This is a genomic window from Streptomyces sp. NPDC085944 (assembly GCF_040686295.1).
Taxonomy (GTDB): Bacteria; Actinomycetota; Actinomycetes; order Streptomycetales; family Streptomycetaceae; genus Streptomyces; species Streptomyces salinarius.
This window is the reverse complement of record NZ_JBFBJX010000029.1, coordinates 22805-48265: the sequence shown is the minus strand read 5'-3', so window position 1 is coordinate 48265 and position 25461 is coordinate 22805. Positions and strand designations below refer to the sequence as shown.

3 protein-coding genes (1 of these 3 running past the window's edge) are annotated in these 25461 nt (G+C 72.3%); all 3 read right to left on the bottom strand.

The annotated features are described in order from the left end of the window. Tightly spaced (each overlapping or abutting the next), the 3 genes in view from AB0P07_RS34695 to AB0P07_RS34685 form a layout consistent with a single transcriptional unit that may run on beyond the window. Positions 1–449 carry the 5' portion of an SDR family NAD(P)-dependent oxidoreductase gene (locus AB0P07_RS34695; RefSeq protein ID WP_365557912.1) on the bottom strand. The gene continues 13204 nt to the left of window position 1, outside the view, so the window shows 449 of its 13653 coding nt (coding positions 1–449); its start codon is at positions 447–449; its stop codon lies off the left edge, out of view. Beyond that, positions 446–12856 carry an SDR family NAD(P)-dependent oxidoreductase gene (locus AB0P07_RS34690; RefSeq protein WP_365557910.1) on the bottom strand — a complete coding sequence of 4137 codons (12411 nt, stop codon included), beginning with the start codon at positions 12854–12856 and terminating at the stop codon, positions 446–448. The genes AB0P07_RS34695 and AB0P07_RS34690 overlap by 4 nt, the downstream gene beginning before the upstream one ends. Continuing rightward, complete coding sequence (locus AB0P07_RS34685; protein WP_365557908.1) at positions 12853–25461, bottom strand: SDR family NAD(P)-dependent oxidoreductase; 12609 nt, start codon at positions 25459–25461, stop codon at positions 12853–12855. Before AB0P07_RS34685 ends, AB0P07_RS34690 begins: the two co-directional genes overlap by 4 nt.

Sequence of the window (25461 nt, the reverse complement as noted above, 5' to 3'; positions counted from 1 at the left end):
ACCGACTCCTGGGAACGGTCCTCGACGACGGCCTTCAACAAGGCGAACGCCGCGTCGAGCACAGCGGCTCCGGGAGCTTCCCGCGCGTCCAGGACGACCCGGACACCGGCGGACCGTGTGCGGTTCAGAGCCCTCCAGACACGGGACCAGTCGACGGAGGTGCCCGTCGGAACCACGTGCCGACCGGACTCGTCCGGTCCTTCGGCCGCGTCGGGGCGCAGTACGAGCAGGGACGCACCGGGCTCGGGCCTGCCCCCCTGCGCGAGCGGCGCCGCCGTCCAGACGGCGTCGTACCAGACGGTGGTGTGCGGGCCTGCGGCGCCGGGGCCGGAGTTTCGCGCTTCGCCGGCTGCGCGACGCAGTAGTGCGGCCGCTTCGCGCGGGTCCAGTTCCCCTCGGCGCACGCGTGCCAGGATCTCCCGCTTGGCCGTGTGTGGGCTGGTCGTCATCGGTTGCCCTCATCCCCAAGAACGAGCATGTCATCGACCTCTTCGAGAGACCTGGCGCCGTCGCGCAGGTCGTTGAGCAGGTGGAGCCATTCCTCGTCGGCGCCCCGACCGATGTCCCGCCCGGCGTCGGCACCCACTGCCGTGTCCGCCACGCCGGACCTGCTGTGCGGTGTGTCCGCCCAGTGCCGGGTGGGTGTGAAGGGATAGCCCGGAAGCGGGACGCGGCGTGGCCCGGCGGCCGGAGCGGTCGCGGACGTGGCGGGCAACTCGCCGCCCCTGATCCAGTGCCGGGCCAGCTCGTCGGGCCCCGCGGTGGGCGGTGCTGTGGACACGAATGGTTCCGCCGCCTTGCCCAGATGGATCCCCGGACCGTCAAAGGAGCCGTCCCGGCACGCGCCCAGCCGCTCCAGGAGTTCGGTGGTGTCACCGGCCAGGAGCGCGAGCCGCCAGGGCATCGGGTCCCGGCCCACCCGCAGGGTGAACGCCACGTGGCCCAGCGGAAGTTCGGGTTCGCCGTCGGCGTGCCGCGCCGCCAGGTGGTCGGCGAGGCGTCCCGCTGCGGCGCGCAGGGCCTCCTCGGAGCGCGCCGAGAGCACGAACAGCAGGGGAGCGCCGTCGGCCGGCGGCGAGGGCCGGTCCCCAGCGATGTGCTCCTCCAGCAGCACATGCGCGTTGGTACCGCCGAAGCCCAGCGAGGTGACGCCGGCCCTGCGCGGGATCTCGCGACCGTCGGCACCGGTGAGCCGGGGCCACGGCCGGTGTTCGGCGACCACGGTGAAGGGGCTGTCCTCCAGTTCCAGCAGCGGGTTCGCGGTGTCGAAGTGGAGACTTGCGGGCAGTTCGCCGTGGCGCATGGCGAGGAGTGTCTTGACCGTGCCGATCAGACCGGCGGCGGCCTCCAGGTGGCCGACGTTGGACTTCACGCTGCCGAGCCCGCACCAGGGTTCCGCCGCCGCGTTCTCCGGTTCGCCCATGAGGTCGGCGAACGCCTTGCGCAGTCCGCGGACCTCGATGGGGTCCCCGACGTTGGTCGCCGTGCCGTGCGCCTCGATGTAGGTCACGGTGCGCGGGTCGACACCGGCCCGCCGGTAGACCGACGCGATGAGCTCGGCCTGGGCTGCCGGATTGGGCACGGTCATCGACGGGACGTGTCCGCTGTGCCCCACTCCGCTGCCGCGGATCAGGCCGTGTACGGTGTCGCCGTCGGCCAGGGCCCGGGACAGCGGCTTGAGGTAGAGGGCGCCGACGCCCTCGCCGCGCACCATGCCGTCGGCCTTCTCGTCGAAGGGACGGCACACCCCGTCGGGCGAGAGGACGCCGAGCTGGCCGAGGGCCACGAAGAGACGGGGGCCCAGGTTGAGATGGACACCGCCGACGATCGCGGCACCGCACTCGCCGTCGCTGATGGCGCGGACCGCCCGGTGCAGCGCGGTGAGCGAGCTGGAGCACGCGGTGTCCACCGTCTCGCTCGGACCGTACAGGCCCAGTTGGTGCGAGATGCGGTTGGACAGGATGCAGTGGCCCACGCCGAGGCTGGCGTGGGACTCGCGGTCCCGGCCGATCCGGATCAGATGCCCGTCGTAGTCATGGGACGTGGCTCCGACGAAGACACCCGTGTGGGTCCCCTTCAGCTCTCCCGGTCGGTGCCCGGAGTCCTCGACGGCGTGCCAGGCGCAGGTCAGCAGCAGCCGCTGCTGTGGGTCCATGAGCCCGGCCTCCAGCGGTGAGATGGAGAAGAAGTCGGCGTCGAACTCGTCGACGCCCTCGATGAAGGCGCCCCAGCGGGAATTCGTCTTGCCTGGTTCGCGCCGGGGATCGCCGTACACGGGCCGCCAGTCGAAGCGCTCCGTCGGGATCTCGCCGACCAAGTCGGCGCCTTCCCGCAGACGCCGCCACAGGGCGTGGTAGTCCGGGGAGCCCGGGAAGATCCCGGCCATGCCGACGACCGCGACCGGATCGTCCGTGGCGACGGGCTCGGACACGGGTGCGGTCCCGGGGCCGGGCGAGTTCTCACCCGCCGGGGCGGCCCGTCCGGACTCAGCGGCCGCTGCGGGCGAAGCGGCCGAGGCCGGTGCCGTGTTGCACGCCTCCGGCGCGTTCTCCAGCAGGTACGCGGCGAGTTCCGTAAGCGTCCTGCACTCGTACAGCAGGACCTTGGGCAGCGCGCCGTACGTGCCCTCGAGGGTCCGGACCAACTGAATCGAGGCGAGCGAGTCCAGACCGTAGCGCACGAAGGGGGACTCGTCGTCGATCGTCTGGGGGTCGATGCGCAGGAAGTTCGCGATCTGCCGCCGCAGTCGGTGCTTCAGCCGGTCCGGAGCGGTCACCTCGGCAGCCGTCGGGGCTGCAAAGACCGTGGGTTCGGCCGGAACCGGGCGGGACGCGGCAGCCGGCGCCACCGCCGGTCTCGCCCCCGCCACCGGTGCCACCGCCCGTGCCACGAGTACCGACTGGTCCGCTTCGGCCTCTTCGACCTCGGTGGAGCCGAACACCCACACCGGGTCGAATCCGGCTTCCGCCAGCGCCGCTCGCCAGTGGGCCGCGTCGAGCAGCGGGGAGCCGGGCAGCCGCCAGTCCTGGGCGGCCTGCCAGCCCGGGGCCATGCCGAACATCAGCGTCAAGTAGTCGAGCGCTCGGGTCAGTTCGTTCAGGGCGAGGATGCCGCCCGGTGCCAGGAGCGCGTGGATACGCGCGGTCGAATCCGCGATCACCCGGGTGGCGTGGACGACGTTGGTCGCGACGACGACATCGAAGGAGGCGTGGTCGAAGCCCTGCCGTCCGGGGTCCTGCTCCAGGTCGAATGCTTCGTAGCGCACCGGTGTCCGCCACCCGCTGAGGCGTTCGCGGGCAGCCGGGAAGAAGGCGGGCGAGATGTCGGTGAACCAGTACGTGACGGCGCCCTCGGGCAGGCCGAGCCCGTCGAGGAGGCGCAGCACGCGTTCCGTGGTGGCACCGGACCCGGCGCCGATCTCCAGGACCCGCAGGGGGTCGCCGGGGCGGCGTGCGTACTGGTCACGCAGATGGCCGGCGACGGCGTGGGCGATGAGGTCGTTGAAGTAGTCGGCGATACCGGTGTTGCCGTAGATGCGCGGGATGCCTTCGTCACCGCCGGGGAAGAACAGGGCGACCGCGCTCACCTCGCCCGCCAGTACCTCGGGCAGTTGCGGCGTCCAGGTGAGGAGCAGGTCGATGTGCGGGTCGATCTCCTGGTTCGTACGCGCCAATTGTTCCAATCGCTCGCGCAGTCTGTCCTGTTCGGCCGCTTCGCTGTCGGCCGGCGGATCGCAGTCGCGCAGCGCGCTCTCCAGGAACTCGGTGAAGCGCTCGTGCCCGGGCACGACGGCCATGCGGTCGGCGAGCCGCTCGTGCGCCCCGAGCCTGGCACCGCCGGTGTGCCCACGCAGGACGGAGGCGGCGAGCCGACGTCCCAGCGTGCCGAACTCGATGAGCGCGTCGAGGATCCGGGCACCCGGGTAGCCGCTGCCCGCGACGAGGGCATCGAGAGCGGCGGGGCTGTCCGTGGTGCCGCGCTCGGCCGTGGCGGCGTCTGGGGCCGTGGCCTGGCTCGTACTCCGCAGCCGTGTGGCCCTCGCCGGCGCGGGGGGCTCGCGCAGCCAGAACCGTTCCCGTTCGAACGGGTAGGTGGGCAGCGGGACACGGGGCGCGGGGCGGCCTTCCGGGCCGGTCGGCCAGTCGACCGGCTCGCCCCGTGTCCAGCGGCGGGCGAGTTCGGCCGGGCGTCCGCTCCGCACTACGCCTGCCGCGTCCACCGTGTCGTGGACACTTCCCGCGCACGTCGCCGCGTCGCTCGCGAGAAACGCCTCCAGGCCGCGGGCCAGTCCGCTCCGGCTGTCGGCAATCACCGCGAAGCGCGCGTCGGCCTCCTCGCGACCGTTCTGCAAGGTGGCCGCGATGGAGGACACCGGCAGGCCGCAGGCCGCGTTCAGGAAGTCCAGGTGCCGCTTCGCGAGCGCGCGAAGCCGCCGCGGGTTCCGCGCGGAGTACGGGAAGACCAGAGGCTCCTCGGCCTGTCCCGCAGGCTGCCGCACCGGCGGCTCCTCCAGGACGACATGGGCGTAGGCGCCGCCGAAGCCGAAGGAACTGACGCCCGCTCGGCGCGGCACACCGGGCAGCGGGTTCCACGGCACCGGCTCGGTGTTGACGTACAGCGGGCCCTCGTCCAGGCGGCAGTACGGGTTGGGCTCTTTGAAGGACGGCATGGCCGGGATCAGGCCGTGGCGCATGGACAGGACCGTCTTGATGACGCCGACCAGTCCTGCGGCGCCTTCCGTGTGCCCCAGGTGTGCCTTGGCGCTGCCGAGCACGATGTTCGCGGCATCCGCTCCGTGGTCCCGCAGAGCGGCCTTGACGGCCTCGACCTCGACCGGGTCGCCGAGCTTGGTGCCTGTGCCGTGCGCCTCCAGGTAGCCGAGGGTGGCGGGGTCGATGCCCGCGTCGCGCCAGGCACGACGCAGCAGTTCCTCCTGGCGCGCCTGGTTGGGCGCCGTGGCGGAGCTGGCGTGCCCGCCGTGGTTGACGGCGACGGACTTGATGACGGCGTGCACCGGATCACCGTCGGCAAGCGCCCGACGCAGCGGTTTGAGGAGTACGGCGGCGACCGCCTCACCGGGTACGTAGCCGTCGGCGCGGGAGTCGAAGCTGAAGCAGCGGCCGCCGGGTGACAGCGCTCCGATGGCGGAGAGTTTCAGGTAGTGGCGCGGGCTCGCGATGAGGTTGGTACCGGCGGCGAAGGCCATCTCGCACTCGCCCCGGCGCAGGGACTCGACGGCCAGGTGGAGCGCGGTCAGGGAGGAGGAGCACGCGGTGTCCACGGTCAGGCTCGGGCCGCTGAGGTCGAAGGCGAACGACGGGCGGTTGGCCGTCATCGACATGGCGGAGCCGATCGGATCGTGTACCCCGACCGTACGGCCGCGCGCGATCATCTCGTTGTCGTAGTCCTGGAAGCACTGGCCGACGAACATGCCGGTGTCGGATCCGCGCAGGGTGCTTGCCACGCCCGCGTCCTCCGCGGTGGCGTAGAGCACTTCGAGCAGCAGGCGCAGCTGCGGGTCCATGCTCTCCGCCTCGCTGGGCAGAACCCGGAAGAAGTCCGCGTCGAAGGTGTCGATCGCGTCGAGGAAGGCACCGTGCGCGCAGTCGGTGGTGCCTGCTACGGCACCCGTGGGGTCGTAGTGACGAGTGTGGTCCCACCGGGTCCCGGGCACCTTGGTGACCAGGTCGTCGCCCGCGGCGAGGCGGGCCCAGAGCTCGTCGGGCCCTTCCGCGCCCGGGAACCGGCCGCCGATCCCGATGACGGCGATGTCCTCCACGGCTCTGCCCTCCTTCTCTGTGCCGCCGCTCGGCCCCGTGGCGGGGCGCCGTGCGGCGGCGCCGGCCGACTCCCGGCGGCCGGTGTGCCGGTGTGCCGAGGTGACGTTGAGATGCGCCCCGTCGGGCTGCCGTGCCTCGAGCCAGTGGCCGAGTTCGGCTCCGTACTCGCTCACGAGGTAGCCGGAGAGGTCCGGCACGTTGGGGTGCCGGAACAGCGCGGTGGGCGGCACGGCCACCGCGAACTCCTCGTCGAGAGCGGCGTTCAGCCCGATGAGAGCGGCCGAGTCGAGACCGAGCTCCATGAAGTTGTGGCCGCGCAGCTCGACCGGGTCCTGCGCGGCGGGCCCGGAGAGCAGGGCGCCGAGGGCCGCGGTGACCCGCTCGGTGACCGCGGCGAGCAGGGCTCCGCCCGCCGCCGCGGCCCGCTCCGCGCCGACAGGGCGCCGTGCGGGCTCCGCCGCGGGCGCCGCCCCGCTCGGCCACAGCCAGGAACGCCGGTGCTCGAATGCGGTGACGGGCAGTGGCGTACGCGTCGGCCGGTGGCCCTCGGGCGCCTCCTCCACGACGACGTGGCAGTTGGTGCCGCCGAAGCCGAAGGACGAGACGCCCGCGCGACGCGGCCCGGAGTCCTTGCGCGGCCAGGCGCGACCGGTCAGGGCCGGCCGGAAGGGGGTCCTCTCGAAGCGGATCCTCGGGTGCGGTTCGGCACAGTGCAGGGTTTCCGGCAGGTGACCGTGGTGCAGTCCGAGGACGATTTTGATGAGGGAAGCGGCTCCGCCCGCGTGCAGCAGCCCCCCGATGTTGGTCTTCACCGATCCGACTGCCACCGGGTGCTCCGCGCCCGCGCCCCGATACGCCTCGGCGGCGGCTCCGATCTCGACCGGGTCGCCGAACCCGCTGGCGGAGCCGTGTGCCTCCAGGTAATCGACGGTCGCCGGGTCGACGTCGCCCGACCGGAGTGCCGCGCGGATGACGTCGACCTGGGCGTCGTGGCTGGGCGCGGTGAGACCGATCGTGCGGCCGTCGTTGTTCACGGCGGAGCCGACGATCGTGGCGAGTACGGTGTCGCCGTCGCGCAGCGCCTTCGACTCCTCCTTGAGGAGCACCAGGCCCACGCCCTCACCGGGCACGAACCCCGCGGCGTCACGGTCGAAGACCCGGGACCGCCCGTCCTTGGACAGGGCCCCGGCGCGATCGAGACCGACGTAGACGAAGGGATCGAGCAGCAGCTCGGCGCCTCCAACGACCGCCGTGTCGCACTCACCCTCGAGCAGGCTCCGGCAGGCCCGGTGCAGTGCGACGAGCGCGGACGAGCAGGCGGTGTCGACGGTCAGGCTCGGCCCGCGGTAGTCGAAGGCGTGCGAGATGACGGCACTCGCCATGTTCGGCAGGGACGCCGCCAACAGCTGTGCGGGGGCGGGCAGTCCCGAGAGGTAGCCGCGGCGTGTGTAGTCGGTGGACGCCACACCGAGGAAGACGCCGGTCGCGCTGCCCGCGACCTCCCCACGCCGGTACCCGGCGCGGTCCAGGAGCTCCTGAGCGACCTCCAGGCAGATGCGCTGGTGTGGATCCATCCAGCGTGCCTCTTCCTCGTCCAGGCCGAAGAAGGCGGCGTCGAACTGGTCGACCCCGTCGATGAACCCGCCCCACCGCGCGGCGTTCACGACCTCGGGCGTCGCGTGCCGGAGCCAGTCGGCGGACCACCGTCCCTCGGGCACAGCGCCGACGGAGTCGCGGCCGTGGACGAGGTTGTCCCAGAACTGTTCGACGTCGGCCGCGCCGGGGAAGCGGCACGCCGCCGCCACGACGGCTATCCTCCCGCCCGTGTGCCGGGCGGGAGGCGTGCGGAGTTCGGGGGAACCGGTGGCCGTCGCGGTATCGACGGCTGTGCCGGGCGCCGGAGTCGGCGCGCCGGGCACCGTCGCGTCCGCCAGCACCTCGTCGGCGAGGTGCTGGGCGAGGGCCCGGATGCTCCGGTAGCGCAGGAGCAGTGACGGCTGCACCGGCACGCCGTACTTCTCCTCCAGACCGGCGAGTGCGCGGGTGGCGGCTATGGAGTCCATGCCGTAGTCGGAGAGTTCGTCCTCGATGTCCAGCTCTTCCCGGGGAACCTTGAGGACCTCCGCGAGGATGCCGATGAGGTCCAGGACGAGGGCGTCGGCGTCCGGTCCGCCCCCGGCATGCCCACCGGGCGCGGGCGCCTCGCTCGTGGGCGCGTCGGACGGGCAGACGCGGGCGGGCGCGGATGCGGGCACCGTACCGGGCTGTACGTCCCCGACGGTCTCGACGACCGAGGTCATCCGGGCTTCCAGGCGTACCGGGTCTCCCTGCAGCACCACCAGCTGGGAGCCGTCCACGGCCAGCGCCGCCTCGAAGGCGGCGAGCCCGTCCGCCGTGCTCATCGGCTCCAGGCCCGCCCGTGCGAGTACGTCCTGCTCGACGTCGGGGTGGATGCGCATGCCACCGTCGCGCCACATCGGCCAGTTGACGGAGAGGGAGCGTCCACGTGCGTCGCCGTGGGCCCGCCGCTGCTCGCGCCACTCGGCGTAGGCGTCCATGAAGCGGTTGGCCGAGGTGTAGTCGGCGGCGCCGACGCTGCCGAGCACGGCCGAGGCGGAGGAGAAGAGTACGAAGTACTCCAGTTCCTCGCCCTGCGTGGCCAGATCGAGGTTGCGGGTGCCCAGGAGCTTCGGCGCGAGCACCCGGCGCATCGAGTCGAGCGGCTTGGTGATGAGCAGCGCGTCCTCGACCACACCCGCCGCGTGCAGGACACCCGTCACCGGTCCGAAGCGGGTCCGCGCCTCGGTCACGACCCGGTCCATGTCGGCCCGGTCGGCCGCGTCGGCTCGCAGATAGACCGCCTCGCTGCCGGCGCGTCGGATGTCGGCCAGTGCGGTCTCCTGAGCGGGGCCCGGCTCGGAGCGGCCGAACAGGACGATCGAGACCCTGGCGCGAGCGGCCATGTGACGGGCCGTGTGCAGGCCGAGCCCCCCGGACCCACCGCTGAGCAGATAGACCCCGCCGTCCCGCGCGAGGCGTGTGTGCGCCAACGTCGGATGCGGGCAGCGGGCGAAGGACAGGACGGTGCGCTCGTTGCCCGAGTGGCGCACCTCTATGTCGCCCAGGCCGGCCGTCTCCGCCAGCAGCAACGAGCACAGTTGCTCGGCGGTGCGCTCGCCGCGCAGGTCTACGGCTTTGACGGCGAGTTTGGGCTGTTCGAGACGGACGCTGCGGGCGAAGCCGCCGACAGCCGCGCCCGCGGGCAGCCCTCGGTCGCCGTCGAAGGCGTGGATCACCGGCAGCGTCCGGTCGAGACCGACCGTCCACGCCTGGCAGAAGAGGAAGACGGGGACGAGCGCTGCGTCGAGCCCGTCGAGCGGCCCGACCACCGGGGTCTGCCCGTCGAGCTGCCACAGGTGCAGGACGGCCGAGGGGACGACCCGGTCCGCGCGCAGAGCGGCGAAGAGCGCCTTGTGGTCGCGGGCGCTGTCCGGGGTGAGTTCGTAGTCGTCCGGTGAGAGACGGGTGTACTCACGCCCCGGGCGCACCCACACCACGCGGCCGGCCCGGGAGCGCAGGGCGGCGACGCGCTCGGCGGACGTGTCGAAGACGAGCAGGGTGCCGGTCACCGGCTCGCCGCCACCGGGGACCGGTGTCCACACCGGGCGGTAGAGCAGGGTGCGGTCCGCCAAGCGTGGCAGGGCGGCAGGCGGCGGCATCGGTGCGGCGCGCCCGGCGCGGGAAGCAGAGGCCGGCGCCTCGGGGGACACCGCTGCCGAGAAAGGCGCCGCGTCGCTGAGGGCGGTCGTCGTGCCGGACACGGCTACGGGGGCGATCGCCGCGTCCACGGGCGCCTCGGCGCTGGACCGGCCGACCGGCGCCGGGGCAAGTGCCCTGGCCGCGCCGCCGCCGAGGCCGGGCACCCAGCAGTGCTGTCGTTTGAAGGCGTACGTGGGCAGTGAGATCCGACGCGCATGGGCGGGCAGCGTGTCCCGCCAGGGCACGTCGTGACCGCGCACCCAGCGTTCCGCGAGCAGCACGGTGGTCAGCTCCGCGTTCGCGTCCGCCTTCTCCGGGGAGGGACTGTGCTTGGCGCGCCCGGTCCAGTGGGGCACGGTCCCCTCTCGTCCGTCCAGGAAGTCCTCGATGCCACGGGCGAGTTCGTCGGTGTCGCGCACCGCGACGGCCAGCCGCGACTCCATGGCCCGGCGTCCGGTGCTCAGGGTGAGCGAGATGTCCTCGACCCGGAGCCCGGGGTTGGCGCGCAGATGGTCCAGGAGCCTGCGGGCCTGGTCACGCAGCCGGTTGTCGTCGCGTCCGGAGAGCGGCACGACGTACCGGTCGATCACGCACGGCCCGGCCGCGGCGTCGGCCGGTACAGCGACCGGCTCGGGCAGGTGCTCCTCCACCAGGACGTGGGCATTGGCGCCCCCGAAGCCGAAGCTGCTGATCGCGGCACGGCGGGGTGCGGGAGCGCCGGTGCTCGGGTCGGTCACCCGGCCCCATGCCTGCGTCTTCTGGCACACCTGAAACGGCGTACTGGAGAAGGGGATCTCCGGATTGAGGTCTTCCGTGTGCAGTGACGGCACAAGGCGCTGGTGGCGCATGGACAGCAGCACTTTCGTGAGCGCCGCGATGCCTGCCGCGCCTTCGAGGTGTCCGACGTTGGATTTGAGCGAGCCGATGGCGCAGAAGCCCTGTTCCTGGGTGTAGCGGCGGAACGCCTTGGTGAGGGCGGCGATCTCGATCTGGTCGCCCAGGGTGGTGGCGCCGCCGTGTGCCTCGACGTAGGTGATCGTCTCCGGCGGGACCTGGGACTTCTCCAGCACGTCGAGGACGACGCGGTGCTGGGCGTCGGGGCTGGGCACGGCGAAGCCGCTGGTGCGGCCGCCGTGCTGGGCGGCCGAGCCGCGGATCACACCGTAGATCTGGTCGCCCGCGGCGACGGCGTCGGCCAAGGGCCTCAGGAGGACGGCACCGACACCCTCACCCGGCACGTAGCCGTCCGCGCCCCGCCCGAACACCCGGCAGCGGCCATCGGTGGAGAGCAGGTTGCTGTCGGAGAGCCGCAGGTATTTGTACGGGTGCAGGGACAGGTTCACTCCGCCCGCGACAGCGGCCCTGCACTCCCCGCTGCGGATGCTCTCGCAGGCCATGTGGAGGGTGAACAGGGAGGAGGAACAGGCGGTGTCCACGGCCACGCTCGGGCCCTGGAAGTCGAAGGTGTAGGAGACGCGGGTGGGGATGAGGGAATGGGTGGAGGCGACGACCTGCGGGGCTCCCTGCTGCACCGACTCCAGGCCGTACAGCTGATAGTCGTTCCACATCACGCCCGCGAACACCCCGACCTTGGCGCCGGTGGCGGCTCGCAGCGTCTCGGGAGTGTGCCCCGCGTCCTCGATGGTCTCCCAGGCGGTCTCCAGGAAGAGCCGTTCGTGCGGGTCCATCAGTTCGGCCTGGCGCGGCGAGATGTTGAAGAACAGCGGGTCGAACTGGTCGACGCCGTCGAGGAAGGCACCCCATTTGCTGTACGAGCGTCCGGTGGCGCCGCGACGCGGCTCGAAGTAGTCGCGGTAGTCCCAGCGGTCCTCGGGAATCTCCGTCACACAGTCCCTGCCGCTCTGCAACAGGTCCCAGAACTGGTGGACGTCGGCGGCCTGCGGGTAGCGGCCCGCGAGTCCGACGATGGCGATGTCGTTGTCGCCGGCGGCTGCCACCGGCGCGGTGGCGGCGCCTGACGGGGTGTCCGGCAGGCGTGGAACGGTGACGGTCGGAACCGACTCGGCCAGTGCGGAGGCAGGTTCAGCCGGAGCCGAAGGCGCTGTCGCGGTGGCGGGTTCCACACCTTGTTCCCTCAGGTACTCCGCGAGGCTGCGCACCGTCGGGTACTCGAACAGCAGTGTCGGGTACAGCTCCTGGCCCAGGCGCTTCTCCAGCTTGCCCGCGATCGCGAGCAGGTTCACCGAGTTCAGCCCCAGGTCGTAGAAGCCACGGTCCTGCTCGACTCCGTCTTCTCCGCCCAGAACGTCCGCCACCAGCTCCGTGATCACTTGGTCCAGGGAGGTGGAAGGGCCCGCGGGGACGGGCGCCTCGGCCTCCACGAGCGCGGCCGCCGGCTCCTCCTCCGCCGGTTCGGTCGGCGCGGGCGCGTTCACCGGTACGGGCTCGGCGAATTTGGCTATGTGCTCGGCCGACCGGACGCGCTTGCAGGTGAACCCGGTGATCGCGGCGAGAACCCGGCCGTCTGGACCACAGATGCTGATGTCTCCGGTCACCGTGTCGCCGTCCGCCATGTGCTGGGACAGCGGCGGGACGTGCACCCAGCTCTCTCGGCTCAGGACGCCGGCGGCTCGGAAGGACCTGATGAAGATGGGGATGAACGGCCGGGTGAGGGCGGCCCGTTGGTCACGCCCGAAGTGCAGGAACGGCACGAGAGTGGAGAAGTCGAGCACGACCGGATGGATGTGGAAGTGGTCGAGGTATCCAGCCGCGGCGTCACCGAGCGACACCTGGGCGAGCGCGCCTCCGGCCCAGCTCCGGATCCGTCCGCTGACCTTCATGAAGTCACGGTGGTATATGGCGAGTTGGCGGGCGAAGGCGTAGAGCTCCTCGGCGTCGCCCTCATCGGCCGCGGCGGATCCCGCGATGCTGCTCAGATCGATCACCGGGCTCTCGGCGGGCATCCCGGCCTTGATCTCGGCCTGGAAGTTGCGCTCCCACACGTCGTGGACCGGCTCGCCGTCGATCAGCGGCCGGCTCTCCACATGGACGGGCACCGTGTCGGGGCCGGAGCGTTCGCCGACGACGATGCGCAGTTCCTTGTTCATCTTCGCGGTCGCCACGACGGGTGCGATGAACAGGCAACGGCGCAGCTCGACGGTGGCCGGGTCGATGCCCGCGTGCCGGAGCAGCCGCAGTGTCAGGTCCAAGTGGAAGACACCGGGCAGCACCGGCACTTCGTGGACGAGGTGTCCTCGGACGATCTCGTCGTCCGCCGTCACGACCGAGCGGAGCCTGCGGCCTTCGATGCGCGCGATGTCGGCCTCTACGGAGGAGGGACGGGGGGCAGGGGTCATGACAGCTCCTCCAGCTGCAGGTACGGCCGGTGCGCGGGGGCGGGCTCGCCCGACGCGCGCGAGACGGACAGAGAGGGGACGGCTACGGGCTCGTCCGCGACAAGTTCCAGGTATCGGCGGCCGTCGGGCGGTGCGGCAGGGGGCGTGACCGGGACGGGGTCGACCCAGTGCCGCGTCCGCCGGTACGGGGCGGACGGCAGGGGCGAGCGGGTCGCGGGACGTCTCTCGTCGGCGAGGGGTTCGCGCAGGATCGCGTGGCAGTTGGTGCCCCCGAAACCGAAGGAGCTGAGGCCTGCGCGGCGCACACCCGCCCGGGGCTCCCAGGCTCGCGGTTCGCTGATCGGGTAGAAGGGCGAGGTGTCGAAGGCGAAGCGGGGGTTGGGGGTGCGGCAGTGCAGGGTCGGCGGCAACTGACGGTGGCGCAGGGCGAGGACGACCTTGTGCAGCCCGGCCATGCCGGAGGCCATCAGCAGGTGGCCCACGACGGACTTCGCGCTGCCGATCGCGCAGAACCCGGATTCGTCGGTGCCGCTGCGGAAAGCCTTGGTCAGAGCCCGTAGCTCCATGGGATCACCGATCATGGTTCCGGTGCCGTGTGCCTCGACGTAGCTGATGCTCGCCGGGTCGGCGCCCGCAGCGCGCAGCGCGTCGAGAACGAGGCGCTCCTGGGCCGCCGGGTTGGGGGTGGTGAGGCCCATGGTGCGGCCGTCGTTGTTCATGGCCACGCTTTCGAGTACGGCGTGGATGCGGTCGCCGTCCGCGACGGCGGCGTCGAGTGGCTTGAGCAGCACGGCGCCGGCGCCTTCGCCGGGAACGAGTCCGTCCGCGTCCTGGTCGAAGACGCGGCAGCGGCCATGGGGCGAGAGCGCTTCGGCGGCACTGAGCCTGAGATAGGGGACCTCGTCGAGCAGCAGGTCCGCCCCGGCGACCAGGGCCATCTCGCACTCACCGAGTGCCAGCGCCTGCCGGGCGAGGTAGAGCGCGGTGAGGGACGACGAACACGCCGTGTCCACCACCAGGTTGGGGCCGCTGAAGTTGTAGACGTGCGCGATGTGGGCGCCGATGAAATTGGGGTTGAGTCCGGTGACCGTGGCGCGCTGCGGGACAGGGATCCGTGCGCCGTAGGTGCTGGCACCCGCGCCCGCGAAGACTCCGACCCGGCGGCCGGAGAGCTCGGAACGCTCGTATCCTGCATCCCTGAGGGTCTCTTCGGCGCACTCCAGGACCAGCCGGATCACGGGGTCGACATGCGCGGCATCGACGTCCGCGATGCCGAAGAATCCGGGGTCGAACTCCTCGATGCCGTCGATGAAGCCGCCCCACTTACTGGTCGAGCGTCCGGGCGTGGTCTGCGCCTCGTACAGCTGGGAGGTGTCCCAACGAGCGGCAGGGACCTCGGTGATCGCGTCACGTCCGCTGCACAGGAGCTCCCAGTAGGCTTCGGTGGTGGGAGCCCCGGGGAAGCGGCCCGCCATGCCGATGACCGCGAGCGGCCCGTACGCGGGCGGGATGCTCGGGACGGGTTGCGCGGCCACCGTCTCGGCCGTGCGGAGCCCGGCGGGCTTCTCCGGGACGGCGACGTCCCGGCCGCACGTCCGCGAGCTGTCCGGCGTGTCCTCCGACGGTGCCTGCTCCGCCGCCCAGGCGCGGACGCCCGAGGGGTACTCGCGCACCAGGTGGACACCGAGCTCGCCGGCGCTGGGGTACTCGAGGACGGCCGACGGGGAGACCGGGCCCCCCGCCAACGCCTCCAGCTTGGTGACGACCCCTGCTAACAGGATGGAGTCGACGCCGAGTTCGGTGAAGCCGGTGTCCGGCGTGACACGTTCGCGGGGCACCAGGACCTCCCGCGCGATCAGATCGCCCACCGCGTCGACCACGAGCGTCAGCAGATCGGGGGGCAACTCGTCGGTGCCCTGCCCGGCTCCGCTCTGAGCCGGCGGCCGGGGCGGCGCCGAGTCGGTCGCGGTGTCGCCGGCACGGGCAAGGGCGATCACCGTCGGTCCCGCCTCGTGGCGCAGTGCGGCATCCAGCAGTCCGATGCCCTCGGCCGGAGTGAGGGAGGTGAAGCCCTGCTCCGTGTAACGGGGGCTGCGCACTTCGCCCATGCCGATCTCTGCCCAGCCGCCCCAGGCGATGGACAGATAGCGGGTACGGGAGGCGCGTCGGGACGCCCGGGACGCGAAGGCGTCGAGGTAGGCATTGGCGCTGCCGTAGTCGGCGAGCCCTGTGGCCAGGAACGGCAGCGTGCCGGAGAGCGAGGAGTACAGGACCACGAAGTCGGGTTCGTCCGCTGCGAGCAGACGGTCGAGTACGACCAGTCCCTCGCCCTTCGGCTCCCAGGTCCGGACGATGTCCTCCCATGTCTTGCGGATGAAGACGGGGTTGCGCTGATCGACCGAGCCGGCACAGTGCACGACGCCTGCGACCGGGCCGAGAGTGGCGCGGACCCCCTCGAGGAAGGCCGCGACGCCCGTCCGGTCGGTGAGCGGTCCGCCGTACAGCTCGATGCGTGCGCCTCGGTCGCGCAGGTGGAGCACGTCCCGCATGCCGTTCGGCGCATCGGGGCCGAACCCGCCCGCCGCCCAGGTGTCGACCGGGGGCAGCGAGCGACGGCCCAGGAGGGCGAACCGCCGGGCACCGCACGCGAACAGCTCGCGGGCGAGGGCGGCGCCGAGTCCGCCGGTGCCGCCTGTGATGACGTAGACGCGGTCCGGGTCGACGGCGAAGCCGCCGAACGTGCCCCGTGGCGGTGAGCTTCGGCGGCCGGTGTCCACTTCCACGTCCAGTTCCGCGAGCCGCGGTGCGTACCGCACGCCGCCCCGCAGACACACCTCGGGTTCCTCTCCCGCCGTGTCCGCCTCCCGTACGGCCAGTGGCAGCGCATCGGCCAGAGCGGTGTCCCAGTCGAGGTCGAGGGTGGTGGCGCGCACCGCGGAGTACTCGCTGCCCAAGGTGCGCACCAGGGCGGCCAGCCGGGCTCCGGTCACGCCACTCAGCGGGTTGCGGTGCGAGGCCAGGCCGCGGGTGACGTGCACGACGTGCAGATCGGAGTCCTTCGCGCGGCGGATCAGTGCCTGGAGGAGGGCGACCCTGCCCGCCTCGCGGCCGAGTCCGGTCTCCTCCTCACTCGCCCCGCGGCCAGGGGCCCCGGCGTCGGCTAGGTCCAGCACTACGTCGATCTGCGGATGACGGCCCAGGAGAGCGGCGGCGGCCTTCTCGCCGTCGGCGTAGTCGTCGAAGTCGAGTTCGTACTCGCGTTCCTGGGGCAGCAGTCGAGGCAGCCGCGAGCGCTCGCGGAGCACGATCCAGTCGATGCCCAAAGCGCCCGGTTCGAGCCCGCCGATCAGCCCGAGACACTCGTGTCCCCGGACCACCAGCAGACAGGTGCGCCGTCTGCCAGAAGGCCGCGGCGTGTTCTGGAGCGGCACCCAACGACGCCCTATCAGCACCGGGTGGCGGGCCGGCCCGGAACCGGTGCCGGTGCCGGTGCTGGTGCCGGTGCTGGTGCCGGTGCCGGTGATCGTGGCCGGGGAGGCCGTCGGACCGTGCCGCACGGAGTGGTCGAAGGGGTAGGTGGGCAGCGGCACACGGCGGCGGGGGCCGGCATGGGTGGCGTGCCAGTCGATGCGAACGCCCGCGGCCCAGGCCGCGGCGAGCGCCTGCGCGTCGGCCGACGTGGGATCCGGCACGGCGGTGACGGCCACCCCGGACCCCGTGCGACTGGTCCACACACCCGGGCCGTCACCAGTGTCCAGGAAGCGGTCCAGGCGGTCGCGGAGTTCTTCGACGGACTCGGCCACGAGGGCGAGCCGGCTGTCGAGATGCGGCCTGCCTGTCTGCAAGGTGTAGGCGAGGTCCGACAGAGCCGGGGGTTCCGCTCCGTCGGTGCGGGCGAGGGTCGCACGCAGCCGCCGCGCCTGTTCCCGCAGCGCACGCGCGTCACGGGCGGACAGGAGGACGGCCTGCGCGGCGCACGGCTCGACCGAGGCAGCTGATGTCATGGGCGCTTCCTCCAGGACCACGTGGGCGTTGGACCCGCCGAAGCCGAACGAGCTCACGCCCGCGCGCAGCGGCGGCGCGCTCCCGTCCGTGCCCGCCGACGGCTTCCAGGGCTCAGCCGCTTCGAGGAGCCTGAACGGACCGGTACTCAGGTCGAGATGGCGGTTCGGTGGATCGCCGTGCAGGTTGGGCGGCAGCGTGCGATGGCGCATCGCGAGCACCACTTTCACCAGGGATGCGATGCCCGCGGCGGACTCCAGGTGGCCGATGGCGGACTTCACCGCACCGAGCGCGCAGGTCCCTGGACCGGCGTCCGACTCCCCGAGGAGCGCGAACGCCTCCTTGAGGCCGCCGGCTTCGATCGGGTCACCGAGGGCCGTGCCGGTCCCGTGGGTCTCGATGAAGCTGATGCTCCCGGCCGGCACCCCGGCCGCACGTACTGCCTGTGCCACCACGTCCGCCTGGGCGGACGGGTTGGGCGCGGTGAGCGAGTGTCCGCGTCCGCCGTGCCCCACCGCGGTACCGAGGATCACCGCGTGCACGGTGTCGCCGTCGGTCCGCGCCCGGGAAAGCGGCTTGAGCACCACCGCGCCGACTCCTTCGCCGCGTACGAAGCCGTCGGCGGCGTCACCGAAGGCGTGGCAGCGGCCCGTGGGCGAGAGCATCCCGGCGCGGGCCAGCGAGTCGTACACGTCGGTGGAGAGCAGGACGTTGACGCCACCCGCGAGCGCGAGGTCGCACTCGCCCGCGCGCAACGCTCCCACGGCCCGGTGCAGCGCGGCGAGTGAGCTGGAGCAAGCCGTGTCCAGGGCCTCACTGGGGCCGTGCAGGTCGAGGAGGTGGGAGACACGGTTGGGTACGATGCTGTGCACGTTGCCGGAGACGGTGTGCGCCGCCGGCTGTTCCCCGTGGCGTCGCAGGACGTCGAGCCAGTCGTGCAAGGTCACTCCGGCGAAGACGCCGGTGCGGGATCCGGTCAGGGAACGCGGGTCGTAGCCTGCGTGTTCGATGGCCGACCAGCTCGCCTCCAGGAAGAGCCGCTGCTGCGGGTCCATGGTGCGGGCCTCGCGGGGCGAGACGCCGAAGAAGTCGGCATCGAAGGCGTCGATGTCGTCCAGGAATCCTCCGTAGCGGCAGTGCTCACCCGCGTCCGCGACCCGCCAGTCCCATCGTGCGGGGTCCACCTCGCGCACGGCGTCGTGCCCCGCCACCAGATGGGCCCAGTACGTGTCCAGGTCGGGCGCGTCGGGGAAGCGGCCGGCCAGGCCCACGATCGCGATCGGCTCCGAGCGCTCGCCGGGCGACACGGCCCCGTCCCCCGTGGCCACGGCCGTCAGGGGCACTTCGGTCGTGCTTGCTGTCGGCGGCGAAGCCTCAAGCCTCGCCCACGCGGACTCGTCGGCCGCCATGTGCCTGACCGACTCCTCCTTGGCGAGTGCTGCCGTCAGCTTGGTGAGGGTGGGTTGTTCGAAGAAGACCACGGGGGTCAGCGCTGTGCCGAACGTGGTGTTGATCTGCTGGCAGAGGTCCGTCAGCAGCACGGAATTGAAGCCGTACGTGCCGAACTCGGCATCCGCGTCGATCTCGCTCGGCACTGTCTTGAGTACGTGAGCGGCGAGCTCGACGAGCTGGTCCGCTAGGGACTCGACGGTCGGGGCCTCGCCCCGGTTCTCACCCCTGGGGATTTGGGTGTGTCTCGGTGTACGGGCGAAGGCGGCGACGAACCGTCGGCGGTCGCCCACACCCACGACCGTGCTTCCGGGGCCTTTGGCGAGCACGGCGTCCAGGGCACGCAGTCCGGTGGCCGCGCTCATGGCGCGCAGCCCGGTCACGCTCTCGGCCAGCGCGAGCGCCGCGGGCGGCGCGGACATGCCGCCCCCGCTCCAGTGCGGCCAGGCCACGGACACGCTCAGCCCGTGCCGTCGGCCTGCGGCCACCTGGGCGTCACGCCACATCGCGAACGCGTCCAGGTGGCGGTTGGCCGCAGCGTAGTCGGCCTGTCCCGCGTTCCCGAGGGTGCCGTTCACGGACGACATCAGGCAGAAGAAGTCCAGCCGCGTGTCGGCGGTGACCTCGTCGAGCAGCCGGGTTCCCGATGTCTTGGCCGCCATCACCCGGGCTATCGAGGCGTCGCTCTTGGTCCGCAGGGCCGCGTCCTCGACGATCCCCGCGGCGTGGATGACGCCGTTGAGGGGACCGAACCGCCGCTCGCCCTCGGTGATCGCCGTCGTCAGCGCGCTACGGTCGCAGACGTCGGCGCTCACGTACCACGCTTGTCCGCCCGCCTCCCCGATCCTTCGCAGGCATTGGTCGACATCCGGGCGGGCAGGGCCGCGGCCGAGCAGGATCAGGTTCGCCCGGTGAGTGCGGGAAAGCCGCTCGGCGATGATCCGCCCCACTCCCCCGGCACCGCCGGTGACGAGGTAGACGCCGCGTTCACGCCAGGGGGCGACGGGCTCGTCCGGCATGGACAGCGGCTCCAGGAAACGCTCCTGGCAGCGTCCTCGCGCGAAACGCACTTCCGGCGCTCCCCTGCCCAGGACCCTCACCAGGTCCGCCGCACCCGGGACTTCATCGCCGGTGCCGAGTTCTATGCGTATGCCCCGGAACCCGGCGATCTCCTGCTCCGCGGAACGTGAGAAGGCCGCCACGCAGGCCCCCATCGGGTCGTCGGCCTCCGGAAGGTACAGCCCCGCATAGGTGGTGGCCGGGCCACCGGCAGCGCAGGCCCTGGCCAGGGCAAGGGGAAGCCGCAGCGGATCGTCGGCGAGCGCGTCGGGGTCCAGACGGCGGCCGTCCAGCACGATGACCCCCCTGGCGGGGTCGGCGACCGCGACGCGGCGCAGCACCTCGTCCTCGGTTTGGGCGACGGTGACGGCGGGGTCTGCGGGGCGCCATGTGCCCCCTGTCAGTGCGACGACGACCGAGACATCGGCAGGACGGGTGCCGTCGTCGCCGACCTGATCTTGGGTGTCGCGCCAGCCGGCGCGCAGGAACCATGCGGGCTCCGCGCCCGCCTCTCCCCCGGCCAACGGCGTGGGCACCTCAGCGGCCCGAGCCGGCCGGTCGGTGCCCTGGAGCCAGTAGCGCGTCGCCCGGAAGGGGTGGGGTGGCAGCGGCACACGCACCCGATCCGTGGAGCGGAACAGTGCGTCCCAGGCGACGCTCGCGCCTCGCGTCCACATCCGGCCGACACGCACCAGGTCGCCGCGGGTGACGAGTTGCTCCATGAACCGCGCTGTTTCCTGGCTGTCGGTGAACACGTCGGCCAGCGAGGTCCCGTCGTCGGACCTGCCGTACACGATTCCGGGGGCCGTGCCCTCCTCGCCGAGCTCCGCCAGCCGTTCGCGCAGCTCCGCCCGATCGCTCACCACGAACGCGGCTCGGTGCGCGAGGCGTTCACGGCCGACGCGCAGCGTGTGCGCGATGTCGGCGACCGGGGTGGCGCGCCCTGCTCCCGCTGTCACGTGCGTGTACAGGCGACGGGCGTAGGTCCGCAGCCCGTCGGCGTCGGACGCGCTGACGACGATGAGCTCGGGCCGCGCGGCGGGAGCGGAAGCGGGGGCCGTCTCGGGAGCCTCCTCGACGACGAGATGGGCGTTGACACCGCCCGCGCCGAAGGAGCTGACCCCGGCCCGCCGCGGCACGGGTCCCTCGGGACCGTCCGGCCGCTGCCAGTCACTCAGTTCGCGGTGCACCCGGAACGGGGTGCCGTCGAAGCCGATGCGCGGGTTGAGGGTTTCGGCGTGCAGGGTGGGCACGAGCCTGCGGTGCCGCATCTGCAGCAGCACCTTGGTGAGCCCGGCGATGCCGGCCGCGGGTTCCAGGTGGCCGATGACCGACTTGATACTGCCGATGGCGCACCAGCCGCCCTCGCCCTCGCCCGGCCCGAACGCCTCGGTCAGGCCGCGGATCTCGATGGGATCACCGAGTTCGGTGCCGCTGCCGTGGGCCTCCACGTAGCTGATGGTTCGCGGGTCGGCGTCGGCCTCGGTCAGGGCGCGGCCGACCAGGGCGGCCTGGGCGTGCGGGTTGGGCACGGTGAAGCCACTGGTGCGGCCACCGGAATTGGTCCAGCTGCCCTTGATGACACCGTGTACGTGGTCACCGTCGGCGAGCGCCTTGGACAGCGGCTTGAGCAGGACCGCGCCGACTCCCTCCCCCATCACGAACCCGTCGGCGTGCTCGCCGAAGGGGCGGCAGGCACCGGTGCGGGACAGCATGCCCATCTGCGCGTACTGGATGTGCCGCGCCGGGTGCAGGACGAGGTTGACTCCGCCCGCGATGGCGGCGTCGACCTCACCGTGCCGGATCGCTCGGCACGCCAGGTGCAGGGCTACGGCGGAGGCGGAGCAGGCCGTGTCGACGGCCAGGCTGGGGCCCGCGAAGTCGAAGAAGTACGAGACTCGATTGGCGATCTGGTAGTTCTCCGCGTACGGGAAAGGGCTGTCGCCGGTGATGGCGGCGGAACGGCTGAGCGATGCGTAGTCGTTGGCCATGACGCCGACGTAGACACCGACGTCCGGCCCGAGGCTGGCACGGGTGTGACCCGCGTCCTGGACGGCTTCGTGGGCCACTTCGAGGAAGAGCCGCTGCTGCGGATCCATCGTCTCGGCCTCGCGCGGCGCGATGCCGAAGAACCGGGCGTCGAACCGGTCGACGTCCTCCAGCAGGGCCGCCCAGGCCGAGTACGTGGTCTCCGGGCCGCCGTCCGGGTCCAGGTGGCGGCTGTGGTCCCAGCGCTCGTCGGCGAGTTCCCGCACGACGGAGCGGCCCGCGGCGAGGGTGTCCCACAGGTCGTCGACCGTCGGCGCTCCTGGGTAGCGCCCGGCCAGGCCCACCACCGCGACCGGCTCGTTCACCGGGGCGCGGTACGGCCCGCGCAGCACGGCGGGCGGTGGGCTCGGCACGGACACGACGGCGTGAGCGGTGTCGCTGCCCCGTGCCTCCGCTTCGTGCGGGACACCCGCCAGCGTTCGGGCCAGACCGCCGAGGTCACGGTGCTCGAACAACAAGGTCGTCGGCAGCTCCCGCCCCAGCCGCTTCTCCAACGCCACCGTCAGGTTCACGATGTCGAGCGAGGTCAGTCGCAACGCCTCGAACGAGGCGTCGGCGGGGATATGAGGGTGGGTGAGCGTGCGGCTGAAGACCTCCTGGACCAGCATGCGCACGGAGTCCAGGGCGGTGACCGTCGAAGCGGACGGCTCGGAGCCGCCGACGCCGGATCGGGCCGCGTCGGCCGTGCCTGCGGGTGCGGCACCGGCACCGCGCACCCGGTCGTGCAGAGCGGCCGCGTCCGTCTCCCGCTCCGCCAGCTCCGCCAGGGCGGCCAGCCGTTCCGGGGCGGCGGGGACACCGAGCGGGTCGTGCCGGTCCCCGCCCACCTCCTGGAACGTCATGCTCTCGGGGCAAAAGGCGATCGCGGCAGCATGAGCGACCGGCATGCGGTAGACCACGCTGCCGTCCTCCCGCGCCGTGGCATGCTGCGCGGCGACGGACTCCAGGCAGGCGCGGGCCGGTTCGTTCTTGGCGGTGGGCCGGTACACCGTTTCGAGGAAGGACGCGCCGTCGTCGCCGGCGACGGCCCCGAGGCGACTCAGCAGGGCGTGCTCGACACCGCGGCCAAGTACCCGGCAGCTCATCAGGAAGCTGTCGAGGACGACGGTGTCACTCCCGTGGGCGCGCCGGGTCAGGGCGGCGCCCACGATGCCGTAATCGCCGAACCTGTCGCTGACCTCGGTGACCCAGCAGCGCACGTCGGCCCGCTCATCGGTGAGCAGGGCACGCAGCTCGGGCTCGGTCCTTCGGATCGTGGAGACGTTGAACTGGTTGGTGCGCTGAGTCATCTGTGCGACGCGAGGCAGGTCCGCCTCCGTGGCTCCACGGACGACGACACGAAGACCGAGGCCCTCGATGAAGTCGGCGAAGGTGAGTGATGCCTCGCGCGCCTCCTCGCGTCGACGCCGGGCCGCGTAGTCGTCGGCGCGTCCGCGGTCCTCCGCGGTGACCTCGGGTCGGTCGAAGGCCCAGACACGCTCCAGCATTCCCGGTACACCGTCGGGCCGGTCGGCGGGGAAGGTGAGGGCCAGGACCTGGGGGCAGGCGGCGCGCACGGCGGCGATCTCGACCGGGTTGTCGTCGAGGAGGACGAAACTGTCCAGGCCGAGGTCGAGTTCGCGAGCGAGGGCGACGAGATTGGCCGCCTTCGGCTCCCAGTTCACCTTCCACGCCGTCAGGTGCTCGCGGCGGAGCGGCATGTCGTCGGCTCGGCGCCGGAAGACCTCGGCCACTCCGTGTTCGTCGTTCTTGCTGGCGAGGCAGAGCAGTACGCCGCGTTCCCGCAGCCCGAGCGCCCAGCGCTGCAGCTCCAGGTGGGCCTCCTGGAAGGCGACGCCGTCGGGGCCGTCCTCGCCGCACACGCCTCGCCAGAGGGTGTTGTCGCAGTCGAGTACCAGCACCTTGAAGGGCGGTGCGAGCAGACCGTGCACGGTGCGCATCAGCGCGGTGCCGAGTGCCGTGCAGGCGACATCGGTGTAAGGGATGTGGGCGTGGCCGAGCCGAGCGGCGTCGTGGTAGTCGGCCGTCTCGTATCCGTCGCCCCATCGCGCGTCACCTGTCAGGTGGACGCCGCGCAGCTCCGCGAGACCGCGGGCGACCGCATCCCGTGCCTCGTCGAGGGCCCGCCCGCGATTCACGGCAGCCCCGGGCTCGGACGGGCAGAGGTGCACGATCAGCGGGGCACCGCCACGCTGGGTGTACGTGGTGACGGCGGCCACGAAGTCGGTCGCGGTGCGTTCGAGTTCGCCCGTGTCGGCCGGCCAGTCGTCCGGACGCAGCAGGACGGCGTTGCACCCTCGGTCGTTGTGGTGGAACGCACTCGCCGGGTCGAGCAGTTCTTGGAACACCTGCCCGTACGGGGCGAGCTCCAGCCGGAGGCCGAGGCCGAGCCGTTCGTTCCAGTGCGCCAGGGCCGGCAGCAGGGGCTCGGCGGTGAAGGTGGCGGCGACCACCAGGGCCGGCCCGGATCCCTCACCGCCCTCCTTGACCGGGTTCTCCTGCGGCGGGTTCTCCTGTGGGAGCGCCACGGCGGTGGCGGGCAGGTCGAAGGTCTCCATGAGATGGACGCGACCTGGTTCGGCCTCGTCCAGGACGCGACGTATCAACGCGGCGGCGACCGGTTCGACCGGTGCGCCCGCGCTCTGCCCCACGATGCCGCCGGACAGGGACGTGGCGAGTCGGGGTGGGCGCGCGACGAGGAAGCGCGCGGCGGGGTATTCGACGGCGGCACCCCGCATCAGGCCCTCGACGGCCAGCTTGGCCGTCACGTAGTGGGAGCGGCCGGCGGGCGGTTCTGTGACCCACTGCGAGGACACGGCGAGCACCCAGCCACGGGCGTGGGCCACGTCCTCGGCGAAGCGGGCGAGCGGGCCCTGGGTCAGGGCCAGACTGTCGGCCACGTACGCGGCCGCGCGATCGGTGGAGGCCGCGTCGAGGCCCAGCGCGTTCACGGGTGGGCAAGCGCTGAGCACCAGGAGGTCGAGCCGCCCCTGTTCCCCCAGGATGCGTTCACGTGCCGCGGCACACCACTGGGGGTCGGCCCAGTCGCCCTGCAACAAGTGCAGGCGCGACGCCGCGTCACCGAGACCGGTGCGCAACGCCTCGGCCTGTTCGCGGCTGCGATGGAAGCCGCCGTACACGGTGGCGCCCCGCAGCACCAGCGCCTGGACCAGCGCGGCGCCGAGGCCGCGGCTGGCCCCTACGACGAGGGCGGTCTGCCCGTCGAGATCCGCACCAGATCCTCCCAACTGGCGGCGCATAAAGCCTACTTCTGGCGCGGGTGGCTCGTCGCGCACCAGCGCCTCCGCCTCCACGGTGCCTGCCAGCTCCGGCCCGCCGACCCTGGCGGACAGCTCGACCCGGCCGAACCGGCGGTCCACGGCGGTCAGGTCGGCACGCGCCGAACAGGGCTGCGCCGGGTCCCTCTCGTCGAGGCTGAGGGTGTAGCGCGCGGCCAGTGCCCGGCGCCCTGGGGCCTCCATTCCGACCAGGTAGCTGGCCCAGCCCAGCAGGATGGCGAGTTCGGCGGTGACGTGGGCCGAGGTAGCGCCGATGAGATCGAGAAGTCGGGTGTACGCGGCCTCGTCCGGGTCGTACGCGGCGTCGAGTCGCCCCGTGGCGAGGTCGTCGAACGTGCGAACGGCGGCCGTGTCCCGCCGCCGAGGTGCCCCGGCGGCCGCCCGCAGGGTTCCGCGGTGCTGCGTGCCGTAGGTGAGTTCGAGGTCGAGGAGGGGGCGTGCGCCGTCGAAGACCCGCACACGGTGCTCTGAGCCGGGCCCGGTCACGACGGTGTAGTCCTGGCCGATGAAGAGCGGTGCGTGGAAACGCGCCCGGAGGGCCACGGGCACCCGGCCGTCCGCCGGCTCGGGCAGTGCGGCCAGTGTGTGGAGCACGCCCAGGGCGCCGTGCACGACACGCTGCCCGAACGACGTACGCCGTGCGTACGCCTCGTCCATGTGGAGCGGGCTGCGGTCACCGCTGGCCCGCGCGAACACCTCGACGGCCTCGCCCGTCACGCGGAACCGGCGTTCGGAGGTGGATGCCAT